This is a genomic window from Maricaulis sp. MIT060901, assembly GCF_047123815.1.
Classification (GTDB): Bacteria; Pseudomonadota; Alphaproteobacteria; order Caulobacterales; family Maricaulaceae; genus Maricaulis.
The window spans coordinates 2,930,296-2,944,645 of record NZ_CP138920.1 but is presented as its reverse complement, the minus strand read 5'-3'; the positions used below and the strand labels follow the sequence as shown (position 1 = coordinate 2,944,645).

Annotated in this window: 20 protein-coding genes; 1 reads left to right on the top strand and 19 read right to left on the bottom strand. The window is 61.0% G+C overall.

All coding sequences use genetic code 11. The features are described 5' to 3' along the window. Positions 1-12: 12 nt before the first annotated feature. The 9 genes from SIC17_RS14575 to SIC17_RS14535 form a co-directional block, all read right to left on the bottom strand. The gene (locus SIC17_RS14575; protein ID WP_412545827.1) at positions 13-654 is read right to left on the bottom strand and encodes a hypothetical protein; all 642 of its coding nucleotides are present in this window, start codon (positions 652-654) and stop codon (positions 13-15) included. Beyond that, entirely contained in the window at positions 655-1,245 is a 591-nt protein-coding gene (locus SIC17_RS14570; protein ID WP_412545826.1) for a hypothetical protein, read from the bottom strand. 3 nt (positions 1,246-1,248) lie between these two features. Next, positions 1,249-1,560: a hypothetical protein gene (locus SIC17_RS14565; RefSeq protein ID WP_412545825.1), complete on the bottom strand. Its 312-nt coding sequence runs from the start codon at positions 1,558-1,560 to the stop codon at positions 1,249-1,251. A gap of 56 nt (positions 1,561-1,616) precedes the next feature. Next, positions 1,617-3,602 (bottom strand): tape measure protein, encoded by a 1,986-nt coding sequence (locus SIC17_RS14560; RefSeq protein WP_412545824.1) that lies wholly within the window; start codon positions 3,600-3,602, stop codon positions 1,617-1,619. Continuing rightward, positions 3,599-3,769, bottom strand: a complete 171-nt coding sequence (locus SIC17_RS14555; RefSeq protein ID WP_412545823.1) for a hypothetical protein — start codon at positions 3,767-3,769, stop codon at positions 3,599-3,601. Before SIC17_RS14555 ends, SIC17_RS14560 begins: the two co-directional genes overlap by 4 nt. A gap of 119 nt (positions 3,770-3,888) precedes the next feature. Further along, positions 3,889-4,356 carry a hypothetical protein gene (locus tag SIC17_RS14550; protein WP_412545822.1) on the bottom strand — a complete coding sequence of 156 codons (468 nt, stop codon included), beginning with the start codon at positions 4,354-4,356 and terminating at the stop codon, positions 3,889-3,891. Positions 4,357-4,363: 7 nt separating this feature from the next. After that, positions 4,364-5,311: a phage tail tube protein gene (locus tag SIC17_RS14545; protein WP_412545821.1), complete on the bottom strand. Its 948-nt coding sequence runs from the start codon at positions 5,309-5,311 to the stop codon at positions 4,364-4,366. Between the two features lie 64 nt (positions 5,312-5,375). Beyond that, the gene (locus SIC17_RS14540; protein ID WP_412545820.1) at positions 5,376-5,561 is read right to left on the bottom strand and encodes a hypothetical protein; all 186 of its coding nucleotides are present in this window, start codon (positions 5,559-5,561) and stop codon (positions 5,376-5,378) included. Position 5,562: 1 nt separating this feature from the next. Further along, a complete protein-coding gene (locus SIC17_RS14535) occupies positions 5,563-5,979 on the bottom strand; it encodes a phage tail terminator-like protein (RefSeq protein WP_412545819.1) in 417 nt (138 codons plus the stop codon). A 59-nt stretch (positions 5,980-6,038) separates the two neighbouring features. On the opposite strand from SIC17_RS14535, the gene SIC17_RS14530 reads away from it, so the two are divergent. Further along, positions 6,039-6,413: a hypothetical protein gene (locus SIC17_RS14530; RefSeq protein ID WP_412545818.1), complete on the top strand. Its 375-nt coding sequence runs from the start codon at positions 6,039-6,041 to the stop codon at positions 6,411-6,413. A gap of 3 nt (positions 6,414-6,416) precedes the next feature. Here SIC17_RS14530 and SIC17_RS14525 read toward each other — a convergent pair whose 3' ends face one another. From SIC17_RS14525 to SIC17_RS14480, 10 genes are all read right to left on the bottom strand, one after another. Then, positions 6,417-6,824: a hypothetical protein gene (locus tag SIC17_RS14525; RefSeq protein WP_412545817.1), complete on the bottom strand. Its 408-nt coding sequence runs from the start codon at positions 6,822-6,824 to the stop codon at positions 6,417-6,419. Further along, positions 6,824-7,252: a hypothetical protein gene (locus SIC17_RS14520; RefSeq protein WP_412545816.1), complete on the bottom strand. Its 429-nt coding sequence runs from the start codon at positions 7,250-7,252 to the stop codon at positions 6,824-6,826. Before SIC17_RS14520 ends, SIC17_RS14525 begins: the two co-directional genes overlap by 1 nt. After that, on the bottom strand, positions 7,249-7,743 hold the full coding sequence (locus SIC17_RS14515) for a DnaT-like ssDNA-binding protein (RefSeq protein ID WP_412545815.1): 495 nt from the start codon (positions 7,741-7,743) through the stop codon (positions 7,249-7,251). The genes SIC17_RS14520 and SIC17_RS14515 overlap by 4 nt, the downstream gene beginning before the upstream one ends. Next, entirely contained in the window at positions 7,743-7,952 is a 210-nt protein-coding gene (locus SIC17_RS14510) for a hypothetical protein (RefSeq protein WP_412545814.1), read from the bottom strand. The genes SIC17_RS14515 and SIC17_RS14510 overlap by 1 nt, the downstream gene beginning before the upstream one ends. Further along, positions 7,939-8,256, bottom strand: coding sequence for a hypothetical protein (locus SIC17_RS14505; RefSeq protein WP_412545813.1), 318 nt, complete (start codon positions 8,254-8,256; stop codon positions 7,939-7,941). Before SIC17_RS14505 ends, SIC17_RS14510 begins: the two co-directional genes overlap by 14 nt. Before the next feature lie 67 nt (positions 8,257-8,323). Further along, a complete protein-coding gene (locus SIC17_RS14500) occupies positions 8,324-9,325 on the bottom strand; it encodes a major capsid protein (protein WP_412545812.1) in 1,002 nt (333 codons plus the stop codon). Between the two features lie 90 nt (positions 9,326-9,415). Next, on the bottom strand, positions 9,416-10,198 hold the full coding sequence (locus SIC17_RS14495; RefSeq protein WP_412545811.1) for a hypothetical protein: 783 nt from the start codon (positions 10,196-10,198) through the stop codon (positions 9,416-9,418). Positions 10,199-10,265: 67 nt separating this feature from the next. Continuing rightward, positions 10,266-11,354 carry a phage minor head protein gene (locus tag SIC17_RS14490; protein ID WP_412545810.1) on the bottom strand — a complete coding sequence of 363 codons (1,089 nt, stop codon included), beginning with the start codon at positions 11,352-11,354 and terminating at the stop codon, positions 10,266-10,268. Continuing rightward, positions 11,341-12,678 carry a DUF4055 domain-containing protein gene (locus tag SIC17_RS14485; RefSeq protein ID WP_412545809.1) on the bottom strand — a complete coding sequence of 446 codons (1,338 nt, stop codon included), beginning with the start codon at positions 12,676-12,678 and terminating at the stop codon, positions 11,341-11,343. Before SIC17_RS14485 ends, SIC17_RS14490 begins: the two co-directional genes overlap by 14 nt. A gap of 97 nt (positions 12,679-12,775) precedes the next feature. Beyond that, the gene (locus tag SIC17_RS14480; protein WP_412545808.1) at positions 12,776-14,332 is read right to left on the bottom strand and encodes a TerL protein; all 1,557 of its coding nucleotides are present in this window, start codon (positions 14,330-14,332) and stop codon (positions 12,776-12,778) included. Between the last annotated feature and the right edge of the window lie 18 nt (positions 14,333-14,350).

Genomic DNA, 14,350 nt, shown 5'->3' with positions numbered 1-14,350 from the left:
CCTGGTATGGGGTTAGATGGAAATCCGTCCCCGGCCGCCGGGGGTGCGCCCAGAGGTGGCAGAGCCATCAGAGCTGTAGGTGTACTTGGCGCCCGGCTGGTTGGTCCGCCAAGCAAACTTGCGGCGAAGATCAGACCGGCGACGCATACCGCGTTCACCGGGCCAGACGGACTGGTGGAAACTATCCGAACAGCGCCGATGGTCTTTGGGCTCCAACGCCAGCGCCAAGGTCGTCAGCAGCTGGAGCTTCAAGCTCTTGCCCGTGGCGTGTGGATCAAGCTCAGCCGTGTCGAGAATGCCGGTGAACACCTGCTGGATGCCGACTGCCAAGCCTGAGACACGATTGATCGACCCGAACCAGAGCCGAACGCGCGAGCCTTGTGCTGCTGCCGTCGATAGGTTGACGATACCGGCGTCAGAGCCCGTGAGCATCTCCACAGTGGGTGCGGGCACTGTGTCCCCTATTCCGTCCTCGATGCCCTCCACACGGCCCAGGGAGCCGTACACGGTGTGTTTCGGCGTAAAAGGCTGCCCTTCAATCGTCACCGGCAATCCAGTCGACAGCCGCACCGTGTCAGCCGGCAAGACGATTTCGATGGCACCAAATACGAGCGGTGAGCCGCCTTGAAGGTCCTGTTTGAGATTGGCGTCCATTCAGGCCACCTCCCTCAAAACGAATTTCAGGCCGCGCATCACGGCGACTACATCGAGGTTGAAACCACTGGCCGGGACTGTGACCCAGCCTTCAGCCTTGGGCGCGGCAATCTCGACGACATCATTGAGCTGGGGCGCGGCGCGGAGCAGTGGGGTGATGGGCACCGTGGCGTTTCCAGTGCCATCGGCAACGGTGTCTGCGGTGACCATGTAGGCGTAGCGTTGTCCGGCAACGATGACAGAGAGGAATTGACCATCCACGAGCGTGTAGCCTGGCGTCAGCCCCTTGATAGGGAGCTGACTGCCCACCTGCCCGCCAATACTTACCAGCGGCGTGCCTGGGTTACCGACATCGAGACCAGGCTGGATGATGTCCAACAGGAACGGCTCTCCGCGCCGGTGCAGCTTTTTCCAAGCCAGGGCCTCATCAGCTGTCTTGGCCGACACCGCAACGTTGAAGCCCCATTTCGAGCCTGCGCGTTCAATCTCCGTTTCCGGTCCAACGCCTGTGGCTGAGCCGATCTTGTTGGAATGGTCGATGAGAAACTCACCGACGCCTTCCAAGCCGCCTGATGGCAATTGAATGGCCATGGTCTACTCCAGGTGTCGACGACGACTTTGCAAATCTCGCGCGGTCGCCATTCGTGACTCGCTGACCGCCGCGTCCTTCGTGGCATCCAGCATCGGTTGAACGTCCTCACGGACCTTGGTGGTGAAGTAGTCGCTGGCCTCGGTCTCGATGCGCACGATGCGTTCGCGCTCAATGATGCGCTCGCGAACCCCACCAGACGACGCAGGGACAATCTTGCCCGGCACATGGGGCACGAACACTTCATCACCGACCTCGTTGATGCCATATGCGCCGCCGGGCAGTGCGGTACCGCCTGTCGCGCGGCCAGCAGACACGGTCTTGATGATCGCCTTCGCCGCACTTGCCGAGCCCCCGCCCCCTGCCGCGGCCGCTATCTGGGCCGCTGCTTGGGAGCCGCCCAGGACCAAGGCTTGCTGCAACGCCGTCGCTGCCGTCGCTCCCCCGTTGCCATGGCCGTCTGCATCGCTGCTCCGGCAGCAGAGCCCTGCGCGACGCCGGCTGCGGTAGCCTCGGCTTGTCCAAAGATCAGCCCAGAGAGAATGTCCGCTCCTTGATCCACCAAGTCTTCAAGGAAGTGATCGGCGGCTTCAGCCAGCAGTCCTCGACCGATCGCGCTGAGGTCTCCGCTCTCGACGAATGCGCGAAGTCCCTGATCGAGCCCTTCATGCACAGCCTCTTTTAGTTCACCGTGCCGCGCGGCCTGAAGGCGGGCTTGCGCATTGCTCTGGGCAATCGACCTGGCTTCCTCCTGTGAGATACCGGCTTCGACCAGCTCGTTGATTTCCCGGCGAACGTCCCGCTCGGTTTCCAGCATTGTGAGCACATCACGATCACCAGCCAGCTCTGCCAGGCGTATCTGCTGCTCCAGCTGATACTCGGCCAAACGGGCAGCTTCCTCCCGGTGCTGTTCCTCGCGCTCATACTCTTGAGCCTTGGCGGCAGACATCTCGTGGATCGCCTGGATCTCTTGGGGAACCTTCGCGGCCATTTCACCGCGGATCTGGGCCATCCGTTCGATCTGAGCGACCACATCACGGATTGCGACCTCTTCATCCTCAGTGAGGTCCCGCCCCAAGCGGAGTTCCTGGTTGTAGAGTTCGCGCTGGGCCCGGGTCAGACCGACGACCTCAGATTCCCGTCTCAGCGCAGCGAGCACCTCGGCGACATCCTCAAGCGGGTCGACTTCCTCCTCGACACCAAATCGAGCCTGGTAGGCATCCGCCCGGCGTTGAGCCTCAGCCCGCGCTTCAATCGCCATGGTCAAGGATTGCTCCTGGACCGTCAGCTCTTGGATCTCCTTTTCGAGCGTTGCAACGCGCGCTTGGTAACTGGCGAGCTCACCTGCCGCGATGCCAGCCGCTGACGGATCGGCCAATACGCGCTGCATCCCCGTGAGCTGGGCAGTGAGGTTTTCAAGGTCTTGCCGGGTCACGTTCAACTGAACGCTGAGATCGGTCGAGAAGCGCTCGTTCACGCCGTCCACAGCCTCAGACAGGCTGAAAAAGATACCGCCCAAACGCTCCGTTGCACCCACGGCCTGATCGATGTTGGCGATCAGCTCGGTGAAACCCGTCTGGAGAGACTGAAACCCTCGCCCGGCGGTCAGCGGCAGGTCTTCCATTTCTTGGCGGAGTTGCGGGAGTTCGGCCAGCAGCGCGTTTGCGACCACATCAGACGTCAGCTGACCAGCCTCGGCCATAGCGCGAAGTTCGCCGGTTGTCTTGCCTGTCTGATTGCCCAGCGCGAGCATGATACGCTGGCCCTGCTCCATCACCGAGCGAAGCTCCTCACCCCGCAGCTCACCGGACGCGAAAGCCTGGGACAGCTGCAGGGTGGCGTTGCGGGCTTCCTCAGCGGACGCACCGGAGACTTGGAAGGCGGTGCCTACCGCCTCGGTGAGATCCAGCAGCTGTCCAGTTGAAAGCCCCATGGCATCCTGGGCCGGCACGATCCGAGCATAGGTCTCGGCGAGCGCGTCGAAGGAAGCCCCCATTTGACGAGAACGATCGAAGAGCTGCCCGACAATAGCATCAGCTTCCGCCGTAGTGTCGGTGTAGAGCCCAATCCTGCCACGCAGGAGCGCGATGCTGTCGGCGGTCTGGACGATCTCACCAACACCGAGAGCCGCAATAAAGCTGGCGGCGGCGCTGGCTGCCAGATTAAAGCCCCGGCTCGCAAGCTGAGAGCTTTGCCCCATGCCGTCGATATCATCGTCGGTCTTCTTCGCCTCATCGCCGAGCTTGTCGACAATACGCTCGAGAGAGGTGGCCGACCGCTCAAGGGCCTCGACGTGGCGGCGTGCTTCCTTCACGTCGCGGGACTCAACGGCAAGGCCGAGCTTGGCAATGTCGGTCATGTTTGGCCTCCCGGCTTCGGTTTTCGGAGCGCAGCGAGATATGCGTGATCGATCCGGATCACTGCCTGGGCCTCATCTGGTTTGAGGCGCTCGCCGGTTATTTGGGTGAAGTCTTTCAACGTGCTCCACGACAGGGCCCCCTCGCCGCGGCCGAGCTGCACGCTCATCCATTTTTGGACCAACACAGCCGCCATTCCATCGAGCGGAGGTCCTTGCAGTTCGAGGCGGGCGGCCTGAGCGACCGCTCCTCCCCGTTTCACAAGCTGTTGGAGCTCTTTCGCCCGGCTCAGCCCTGTGGATTCTGGCCTATCGACCCGGCCTCTCCATTGCGCCCAGCTTTCTGCGCGTCCAAGAGGGCCGACCAGGCGTTTCCCGGGTTCAGTCCCCAGTTGGTCAGCAGTTCGCGGAGTGGTGAGAGCCGGGTGACCAGCCTGACAGCCGCATCATCGCCGTATCGGACAGTCTCACCGTCCAGGGTGAAGTTCTCAGTCCATCCGGTGATGTACGCGGCCAGCTGCGCGTAGGCATAGGCCCGAATTTGCTCGCGAGAGAGCGTTTCCAGTTCTGCCTGGGCGCGTTTGCGATCGGTGATGTCATCGATCTTGTTGGCCAGCGCTTCCGACCTTGGCGGCAGGAGAAAGAAGGTGATCGGCTTCTTGTCGGAGCCCAGATGGACGCGCCCATTTGGATCCCGCAAAGGGACCGGAATGGGCGTATCCGCTACAAGGCCATCATAGACGTTCAGATCAGTCATTGATCACCTATGCCGGAGTGCGTGTGAAGCTGAAGACCGTGCCGCCAGCCGGATCGAATGCCTCAAAGGTCTGCTCCCACCGGATCGAACCGTCGTCCGCGGACTCCTGATAGGCTCCAATCGGTTTGATGACGGGAGCACTGATGACAAGCGTGTTGCCCTCCGCATCAACTGCCGTCGCTGTGAAGGCATGTTGTGCGTCCGCCTTCATGCGGTCGAAGGCATCCTTGTTCACCGCGTAGCCGGTCAGCGAGACCTGGCCGCTGCGACCACCCGCAGCAGGATTGAACCCGGTCGGCGTTTTCGAGCCGCACTCGCGCTTGGCATCGATGGCATCGTTGTAGGTGAAGGTCGCGCCGATGATGTCGATGCCGGCTGCGTCGATCTGGAACGAAACCTCCCCGGCATCGACCGGGGTGTTGCCAGGCGCCGCCGTATATCCACTGCCCGCATCGACCGTCGCTGCAGCTGGCGAGATCTCCGCGCACTGACCATTCAGCGTGAGCAGGACAGGGTCAGAACCATCAGCGCTGATCGCGATCTCAAATCCATGGAACATGGTGCCACGCGCAAGGATGAAGTAAGGCGTCGCAGCGTCTGCCCGGTGCTGCTCGAGCGAGAAGGCGCGATTGACCGAGCCATTCGCCAGCGTTTGCGTGCCAGCGCCCGTCCAGGTGCCCTTCATGATCGCTTCGAGGATCGCATCAGCATTCCCGTAGATCAGATCCATCGGGATAGCGACAGAACCGCGCTCGAAGACCTTTTTCACACCCTTGGCGATGCGGTTATTGCCGACCTCGCGATTGATGTAGTTTTCGACCTCCGGAGAGAAGGAGAAGGGTCGATTGCGCAGCGCGGTCAGCGATGGCGTGGCCGGCGTCGTGCCGTAGACGGTCTCTTCAATGAAACCGGCCTGGGTTCCGCCGCCAGTGGCCGCATTGTTCATGGTGGTCATAGGGTTCGCTCCATACGAAAAAGCCCCGCATTAGCGGGGCGTGGTTTCAACGATGCCGACCGGGCTATTCGGCGGAAGAGGCCCGAGCTTTCGTGAAGGTGCACCCCTCAGCTTTGAGGGCCTTCAACGTGGCTTCGTCGACCTTGTCGAATTCAGCCGTGTGTGACTTGCCGGGTTCAATCACCACCGGCTGCCCCCTGACCTTCAGGGCCTTGGCTCCAGGAGCCTTGTTTGTGAACTTCAACTTCATGTCAGTCTCCAGGTGTGTGTGCGCTCCACCGCACAATTACGGGGAGCGAGTTCCAACCGGCATCGGACACAAGGCGGCCGCGGGAACATCGATCGATCCGAACTTTGAAACCGACGGCTTGCACGGTTTGCTTCCATTTAAAGGCGGTCTTTAGAACCGAGTTCATCGCTTTCAATGGACCTGGGCCACTGGCGACCGGATAAACGGGTGTGAGCTGAAGAAGGCCAGCCTCACGAACAGGCGCGTCCTGCCCTGCCTCCTGACCGGTTGCGGGCGTCTCGTTCGGGATAAACTCAACGCGCAAATACGGCGTGTTATCCGACGGCGTATAGGGTTCACCCTCGTGGACGATGGCGATGCCAGGATTGAGCGTCGTCAGTTTCAACAGAAGCGCGCTCTCGATTGCTTGGATGGACATTGGGACCCCGTTGCAACTTTTCGAAGAATCGATAGGCTCTCGCACCCAAGGGGAGAATTATGAGAACAGCTATCGTGATAGTCGCGGGCTTGATGCTTGCGGCATGCTCAGACCCGTATGCGGATGCGAAGGACACACTCGCCCGTCGCTCCACTGACCCGGATCAGGTTCAGTTTGAAGGCCTGCACTTCGGCGCCGACGGTAGGGTCTGTGGACGTGTGAACCTACCCAATGACCGTGGTGGCATGACAGGGTTTGCACCGTTCGTTTGGCACCCCAGCGAAGAGGTCGCAATCTCGGTTTCTTATGCTCGAATGGCGGCCCTTTTAGAGCGCCCACCAACGGACCGGCTCGCGACAGAGGAGCTTAACCGTTTACTGGACCGCGTGAACGAGTTTGGTGACGAGCACGGCATTCACTGCTCATTCGAATAACGACTACGGGTGAGCTCGTTCAGCCGCCTTAGCTGCCAGCGACACGATGTCATCCCATTCCGCTGCCGTCGTGGCGACCATGTGGTCGCCTTGCTTCGAGTGCCCCTGCTCAAGGCGGACGATGTAGGGCAAAGCGCTCGTGACGTAGATGGTCTGTCCGGCCCGTGCCGCCTGGATAATCGAAGCTCCGGCCGCCATGGCTGCGCTTCCCGAAACATCAAGGCGCTCAATTGCAGCCGTCACCGGTCCATCAAGTGTAACCTGCCAGCTTCCTCGGGCCCCGCCTTTATCGACCGGGGTTTTCATGACGACGCGGGTAAGCACTTCCAGCGCCGCGCCTCGGTGAGTGGCATCCACCCGGTCCCTCGCCTTATCTCCCCAGGCTTTCACTCGATCCGCGAAACTCGGCATTATCCGCCCTTCCGGATCGCGGCTTTGTAGATGATCGGCACTCCGTCTGGGGCCAATGACGTGGAGGCGATGACCGTCCACGTTTGCCCTTGATACTCGACCTGATCCTTCGGCAGGGGCTCAACAGCCAGGCCAGACGCCGCGATGATCAGATATCGGTACTGCTCAAGGATGAGCGTCCCACTCTTCAACCGAGAGTCCAAGGCTTCGATCTTGCCGCCGGAGGCTGGAAGGACAACGCATGTGATGGTGTGTGGCTCGGGCTCGTCGAGTTGCCCCTCTCCAAGTTGGTTCGAGTGATCGGCCAGCCAGGGCTTTTCGCCGGCCGCAGCGTCAACCTCCATGGGGTGACGGAGCAAGGTCAATGTCGTGCCCGCCTCTTCGATTGCCTCGAGGGCGTCAGCGATCTCTTCAGCGTATTTGGTCATGCCCGGCTCACTTGGGTGAGGCCCGAGGCCTTCCAGCCCCCCAGCTGCCGCACGAGGTCATCAGCAGCGAGGAACACGCGGCGACGATCAGCCTCGTCGTAAACGAACTCGCTTTCGATCACGTCTGTCTTTGATTTCACCTTTCGTTTGGCCGCCTGGTTGACGACCAGCGGGCCGTTTCTGGCTTCAGCCGCCAGAAGGCAGATTGCCTCTTGGAGTTTGGCCGGCACGCCGTCCCAAGCACGCCCATCTGCCATGGTGATCACCTGATTGAGGGGCAGGCGCAGAGCCTGCGTCGAGTTCAGCACAGGCGCTGGGTAGTCATATGTCGCCTCGTGATAACGCGTAGCCTCGCGCAGCCAGGCCTCCTTCTGGGCATCTGTGGCCGTCGTGGAAATCGCATTGTCGGACAGAAAGGCGTTGAACGTGGCTAGCGACACCAGGCTGTCTGCCTCGCTGAGGCCGGTGCCGTCTTCAACTGTCAGGGCCATCAGTTCGTCTCCATTGGTTCAAAGACATCGAGGTCGATTGTCAGCCAGTCGCCGGACGGCGTCTGTGCCACACACACCACGGCGTCATCTGGTGCCTTGGTGATGTCACCATCACTGTCGATCAGCGTGGTGATCTCGCAGACCCGGCCAGCAGTCAGGATCGCCAGGCCTTGCGAGAAATTGAGGAAGGCGACGTCAGGCGTCGCCATTGTCCCCGCCGTTGGCATTGCCGTTAGCCTCTGCTGCGCGCCGCTCCACCTCTTCGGCCAGCTTCGCGATAGCATCGAGCTTGCTCTCCGGGCCCGTGCCGGTGACGTCCTTCACCAGCGATTGGAGCTGCTTCCACGGCAAGTCAGCAAAACCTTCCGGGATTTCGACGAGGGGCGCTGGAGCCGAGTCAGCCTCGTCCGCCCCCGGTTTTGATAGACCAAACCGCTCTCGAATTTCGTCGGAGATCACGCCGCCATTGGCTTCAACAGCGTTCGTAAGTGCGAGGTGTTTGTCAGAATTCATGGGAGATCCCTTATGAAAAGACCGGGAGCCGAAGCCCCCGGTCCAGATTTCAACTGATCAGGATTGATCAGCCGTTGGTCTGCAGGAACGCCAGGCGGACGGCCTTGCGCTGGAAAACCCGATCCCAGTTGGTCGCGTCTTCCATCTCGGCATTCGTCGGGCCCTTGCCTGCCACATTGGCTCCCTTCCACGCGATGCCGCGCGGGTGCAGGATGTACTTGCGGCGATTGACCAGGGTTTCCTGACCGCCGCCGGAATTGGCGACAGCGCTACGCTCGTACTCAAGCGGCACCTTCGGGCTACCCTCGCCGTGACCGAATGCTCCTTCGCCGAACAGAATCGACGTGTAGGTGATGCGGTTGGTGCCCATAACGGCCGGCATGCGGTCGTCAACGATGACCCGGCGCCCCAGGTGCGTCTGGAACAGCAGCTCGCCGGTCTCCAGGTCATGATGGTCCTGAATCAAGCCGAGCAACTGCTGGTTGGCGTGTACCCGGGAGTGCATACCAATCGCCACGAGGTCGGTCTTGCTGTCACCCATGGTTTGAGCACCCTCCACGGCGACTTCGCCGCTGAACTTCTCCGAGGCGGTCGGGTCGCCTGCTGCGTCGGTAGCAACGCTGTAGATCATGTCTCCGCCGTCGTTTGTCTGGTTGTCTGCCAGGATGCCGAGCGCAGAGGAGACAAGATGCTTCTGGTACTCGCGGTCCCACTTGGCGATGGAGCGATCTGCGAGGACCTTCAGCGGATCGGAACCCGCGACGACTGCGGCCAGATCCGGGCCCGTCAGGGCGATGTTCCGGCTGTGAAGGAACGCAACGTCATCACCGGAGGTAGCTGTTTCCGGCGTAGCATCCGCGCCGGTGCTGTCGTCGATGTTGGCGTCGCTGTCGCCCCAGTCGTCCCAGAAGGGCATGTCAACGGTTCGGCCACCGCCGGCCGCGAGAGCGCCGAATTCGTTGAAGTCGATGATCCCAGAGCTCACCAGGTTGGACTTAACCCGCGAACGCTCGAGGCGGTAATCCTCGAACGTGCGCGGCTCGATGATGTCAGAAATGGTATACGGCATAGGAAACTCCCTTAGTTGGCCGTTTCAGGTTTGGAGAGACGGCCCCCTGGGCCTGTGGCGCCGGTCGGCCCTGCCAACCCGGCGAAATGCTTACGCGGCAGCCGCTTGCAGCCGATCCGCGAGTGCCGGGTTTTCCCGGCGAATGCGGGCTTGTTCGGTGACATTTTCCGAATCCTTCGCCCACGGGTTATTGGAAACGCGTGAGGCACGGCCCTCACGAGCATCGGAGCCCCCCTTGCCTTCCGCCGGGAACGCGGCTGCAAAGGTTTCGTTATTGGCGAACTCATCAATGAGCTGGGCCATCGTGGCCGGGTTGCCGTGCTTGTCTTCGAGCGGGTCGCCGTTGGCGCCAAGAACGGTCGTTGTGACGATGCCATCTTCATCGACCTCGGCCTTGATGCGAGACTCCAGGTGCGGTTTGAGCAGCGTGATGTTGCCCTCAGCCTTCGCAACAGCGTCAGTCACCATGGACTCGACGGCCTTCTGCGTAAGGGTTCGCTTGAGGGCAGCTTCGCGGGCATCCGCCTCAGCGGACTGTTCGCGAGCTCGCTTCTCGGCACGCTCCAGCTTGCCCTCCAGCTCGACGACCCGGGCATCATGCTTGGGGTCTTTGTCGCCAGCCTTGGCCGTGCGGATCAGGTCGGGCAGTTCATCGAGCGACAGTTCATCCACGCCCAGCGCTTCCCGAACCTCGTCGACATCCAGCCCCTTCAGGGTGTTGAGTTGATCGCGGACCTTGTTGCGTTCGGACTTGAGCTTGTCGCGATTGGCCTTCAGCCCTGCTGTTTCGGCCGAGATCAGGCTCTCCACCTGGTCCTTGTTATCGTCATTCACCTCGACGCCCAGCGCCTTGAGAAGTTCTTCGATGGTCATGATTGCTCCTATGGAGATTGCACCCGCCCAGCGGGCATGAAAAACCCCGCTCGAGGCGGGGCAGTGGTCAGGCCGAGTACCGGCGCTGAAGATCGGTGAGTGACAGTGGATCACCTTTGAAGTCGAGCAGCTGGCTCAAGGTCAGCTTGTTCTGCCGCCAAACGCGGGCCCGGCCTGATCCGAGGATTGCGTTCTGCTCAGCCACTGTCTTTGCCTTCAACCAGGTTTCGAACGTCTGCGATGCTGGCACCGGCCCATCTGCTGATGCCCTCTGACCTGGTATGCGGGTCACGTCCCCGATACGGGGCACGATCACACTCCGGCAATTGGGGTGCAGCGGCGGCTGCTCGAACGGGATTTTGTGCCCGCCTACCGGCTTCCGTGCGATATCCCAAGCCTTGCCATCCCGCGCGCTGCAGGTGACGGACGTCCGGCTGTCCAGAACCGAGGAGTGGACATAGGCCGTAATGATGTCCGCATTCGCTTCATACACGGCCTGTCGGGACGCATTGCCAACATGGTTGACCGAGGTCCGCACCGCCATCTCTGCCGTTCTGCGGGACGTGGCCATCAAGCCGTCGGCGTAACGATTGGCCCTGGTACCCCTCACCCGTCGGATGAGTTGGTCAAGCGTCTCGCCCTGGGCAACACCCCGGCGCATTTCGACCTGAAAGCGATCGATGAGCCCATCTGCTTGCCTCGACCACCATTCCTCTAGGGGGCGGCCGACGATTAAACTGTCGCCGACCAATGTGCGCAGGACCTCACTCGGAGCCAGGCGAACCGACAGGCTTATTCCAGCTGCCGAAATGGCACGCTGCATGGACGCCTGAGCCCACGCAGCCTCTGCAGCGGCAAACTCATCCAGTCCGGACACAGCCGTATCCCTGATGGTGCGCATCAACTCCCGAATCCGTGCGCGAGCATCCCGGAGGAGCCGACGGAGCCGCCTTTGTTGAGCGGCTGTCTGCGTGACGCCCGTCGGGTCCAGTTCCGCAATCTTGCGAACGATCTCGTCTTCGACCTCCTGGAGCAATGCCAGAATCCGCCGGCGCTCATGCCCCTCGAACCGCAACCCGCCGACCAGGCGCCGTCTCAGGCTCTCGGCATATCTCTCAGTCGCGTCGCGTGCCGGAGCACCATCAGGCGGCGACATCTTCGAAACCGCCCTCGCCCTCAGCTGTCAGACCCGCCTCGTTCTCTTCGAAATCAAACCCGTCGGACACGAAGTCTAGGGCCTTCATCTCAATCCAGAATTGGCGGCGCGAGATGTCACCGTTGCGACGCGCTTCAATCAACGCTTTGACCTTCTCAGCATTGGCCGTCATAGCGGCGAATTCCGGTTTGATCTGGACAGAGACCTTCACAGGTTTGTTGCGCCACGCCCCAAGCATGCCGATGACCCGAGCAAGTGCCTGGGCGGTCAACTCGACCCAATGCTCGACGATCGATGACGACTTTCCTTCCTCAAGGGCCGTCTGTGTGGCCGTGATGCTGCCTGGGCGGCTGATATAGGGCTGAGCGGCCAGCAGAGCCATTGCACGCTCCAACCGGTCCAGGTCGCGCTCTCCGGCTGCAATAGCAGCGCCACTGGGTTCCAGATAATTTCCCTTCGCATCTTTGCTGTTCGACAGGATGAGGGTCTGGGGCCCGAGTGCGGCTTTGCCGTTAGAGTTCGGGACGTCTTCAGCAGACATCCCAGCCAGCATAAGGATCGGAAACCGGCTGAAAGTCAGAATGTTTCGCTGGTCGCTGGAGGACTGCCAGTGCTCGATGTTCTTGTCGGCCAGGTCCATCAGTGGCGGCCGGCGGAGCCCATCATCCCCAGGCTCGCTAAATGACAGGTGCACAATCGGCACCGCCCGCACTCCCTCGAACGTGAAATCATGAGTGCCCTCACCAACGACCGGCCAATCCCGCTCTTTGGATTCGGGCTTCTCCCAACGCCGCCAGTCAGTATCCGTCCACTCAGTGACATAGGTCTTCTCGACCTCGCCGAACTCCCCTTCGCGCTCCACCACCGTGTGCTTCCAGCGAGCGTACGTCACAACCTCTTGACCTTGGATGATCTCGCTCTGGTAGGCGAGCATCTGGCTGGGATTGATGAAGACCGCATAGGGCTGCCGATTGGCTTCTATGGAATCGCGACGTGTGCGCTCATCTTCCCCGCGAGACGGCATGTCCACGAGAATGAAACATTCGCCCCGCTTCAAGGCACAATCGAAGATGCGGCGACCAAAATCCGAAACGGTCTTGCCTTTCCCGTCGATGCTGGCCTGGGCATAGGCAAGGTCCTCGGGCAGGTCATCAACCGTGACTGTGTTCGCGAACGCCTGACTGGTCATCTGCGCAACCGTGGAACCGAATACGTTCAACAACGTCGTTCCCTGCAGGCGTGTCTTGTACCCTGTCTCCGTTTCGCTCTCGTGCTGGGGCAGATAGGCCTTGCCGGACTCACGCAGGCGGCGGGTTCCGCCCAACAGAGCTGAGACAATGCTCCAATCGTGGGCCATGTCTGAGAAGTAGGATGTGCAATAGTCCGGCTTCAGATCCTGTTGGTTCGGCATATGAGGACTCCTAGAATCTCAGAACGGTCGTCTGCTGCTTGCGAGCCGGGAAGTACGATTGCACCAGCGCGTCCGCCATGTTTGGCGATTTCGTGCCATCCGGTGACTTGTTGATCATGACCAGGCCCCGGCCCGACGTTCCCCGAGTGGCCTGGCTCAGCTCGCGCTCGAGCTGGTGGAGGTGTGGCAAGTCAGAGGACAGCGAAATCAATTCGTCAGGCGGATACTCTGCCCCCTCTCGGACAGCCTTAAATGTCTTCCGAAACCGCTCGCGAACCGACCACCAAGCCTGCGCTTTGAAGTTCTGGAAGAAGTCTTTGTTGGTGGGTGACTTCTTGTCATCCGTACCGTCTGGCTTCTTCACGACGTGCATTTCCGGGTCCAGCACCGCTGCCGATGCACTCCAAGGGATGAACACCAGCCCATGGGGCAGCTCGTCGGCGTGGGCCATCCGGTTGGCTTCACCCTTCACGCCGGCACCAACTCCGATGCAGTCGTAATGGATCTCCATCGGGCCAATCCCAGCTGCGATATCCACCGCCTTCTCAGTGGTCTCTGTGGTGTCCCGGTTGCCCCAATCCTCAGCATGGACTGCGACGACACCCTTGCGGACCACCATGGCGTTCTTGTCCTGGTCGCCTCGACCGTCATCATCGTCGGCAACATCCAACCCGGCGATAACTTTTCCGCGGTCGTCAAATCCCAGCTTGATATGGGCGTCGATTGCTGCCTTCACCCATGCTGGCTTAATCAGCACGCCTTTGCGGCTGGCTGCATAGTCGCGATCAACCTCTTGTGCGAACTCCGCCTCCAGGCCGTCATCGATCGCCTTTTGGCGACGACGCTCGTACCAGGCATCGTCCTTGGCCGGATGGTGGCGCCAATCAAGGATGAAAACGCGTGTCTTCCCTGACGGGATCTCCTTGCCCCGCTCCCATTCCACTCCTGCTTCACGGCGCCGATGGAACACGTTCCCAATGCCGTTGACCGACGAAATGTCGATCTGGACATCGGTATTGTCCATGAGCGCGGCTTCGATCAGCGCGGGCTTTTCATAGTGAGCGCTCTCGTCCTTGAAATAGATCGAGGTACGGCCACCGCGGCCAATATTGTCACCCGCTTCCCCGGTGATCGTCGCACCATTCGCGGGGTTGATGATCTTCATGTACGTAGCGTGCATGTCGGTGCGGTACCCAGCAGGCAGGAACTGGGGCGGAAGCCGGTCGATGATGTATCGGATCTTCCAGAAGATGGACTTTGGGTCGCCGATCTTGTCGACGTACTCCGCTTTTCGCGACCCCCACCCTACCGCGGTGCCGGGCCGGAAACGCCAAAGCCAGACCGATATAGCGCAACAGATCCACGACGCCCCCATGTCGCGGCTTTTCTCGGTGAGGCCGCTCTCCTTGTCGTCGAGACAACCAAGGACGGCCCAGACCAGATCCTCCTGCCGCTCGAACATGATCAGCGGGATGTGTGTCGGCGTTCCCGTTCCCACATTCCGAGGATCAAACGTGTCACACCAGTGGTTGATGAACTCGACCGGGCGGCTGCTGTAGTAGGACAACGCAGACGCTGCGAGCTT

Excerpts from the sequence above, each read along its gene's own strand:
- SIC17_RS14495 (WP_412545811.1), bottom strand. The coding sequence starts at position 10,198 with ATGACCATCGAAGAACTTCTCAAGGCGCTGGGCGTCGAGGTGAATGAC.
- SIC17_RS14490 (WP_412545810.1), bottom strand. The coding sequence starts at position 11,354 with ATGTCGCCGCCTGATGGTGCTCCGGCACGCGACGCGACTGAGAGATAT.
- SIC17_RS14570 (WP_412545826.1), bottom strand. The coding sequence starts at position 1,245 with ATGGCCATTCAATTGCCATCAGGCGGCTTGGAAGGCGTCGGTGAGTTT.
- SIC17_RS14515 (WP_412545815.1), bottom strand. The coding sequence starts at position 7,743 with ATGGCCCTGACAGTTGAAGACGGCACCGGCCTCAGCGAGGCAGACAGC.
- SIC17_RS14500 (WP_412545812.1), bottom strand. The coding sequence starts at position 9,325 with ATGCCGTATACCATTTCTGACATCATCGAGCCGCGCACGTTCGAGGAT.
- SIC17_RS14555 (WP_412545823.1), bottom strand. The coding sequence starts at position 3,769 with ATGAGCGTGCAGCTCGGCCGCGGCGAGGGGGCCCTGTCGTGGAGCACG.
- SIC17_RS14560 (WP_412545824.1), bottom strand. The coding sequence starts at position 3,602 with ATGACCGACATTGCCAAGCTCGGCCTTGCCGTTGAGTCCCGCGACGTG.
- SIC17_RS14520 (WP_412545816.1), bottom strand. The coding sequence starts at position 7,252 with ATGACCAAATACGCTGAAGAGATCGCTGACGCCCTCGAGGCAATCGAA.
- SIC17_RS14510 (WP_412545814.1), bottom strand. The coding sequence starts at position 7,952 with ATGGCGACGCCTGACGTCGCCTTCCTCAATTTCTCGCAAGGCCTGGCG.
- SIC17_RS14505 (WP_412545813.1), bottom strand. The coding sequence starts at position 8,256 with ATGAATTCTGACAAACACCTCGCACTTACGAACGCTGTTGAAGCCAAT.
- SIC17_RS14545 (WP_412545821.1), bottom strand. The coding sequence starts at position 5,311 with ATGACCACCATGAACAATGCGGCCACTGGCGGCGGAACCCAGGCCGGT.
- SIC17_RS14535 (WP_412545819.1), bottom strand. The coding sequence starts at position 5,979 with ATGTCCATCCAAGCAATCGAGAGCGCGCTTCTGTTGAAACTGACGACG.
- SIC17_RS14540 (WP_412545820.1), bottom strand. The coding sequence starts at position 5,561 with ATGAAGTTGAAGTTCACAAACAAGGCTCCTGGAGCCAAGGCCCTGAAG.
- SIC17_RS14525 (WP_412545817.1), bottom strand. The coding sequence starts at position 6,824 with ATGCCGAGTTTCGCGGATCGAGTGAAAGCCTGGGGAGATAAGGCGAGG.
- SIC17_RS14550 (WP_412545822.1), bottom strand. The coding sequence starts at position 4,356 with ATGACTGATCTGAACGTCTATGATGGCCTTGTAGCGGATACGCCCATT.
- SIC17_RS14530 (WP_412545818.1), top strand. The coding sequence starts at position 6,039 with ATGAGAACAGCTATCGTGATAGTCGCGGGCTTGATGCTTGCGGCATGC.
- SIC17_RS14575 (WP_412545827.1), bottom strand. The coding sequence starts at position 654 with ATGGACGCCAATCTCAAACAGGACCTTCAAGGCGGCTCACCGCTCGTA.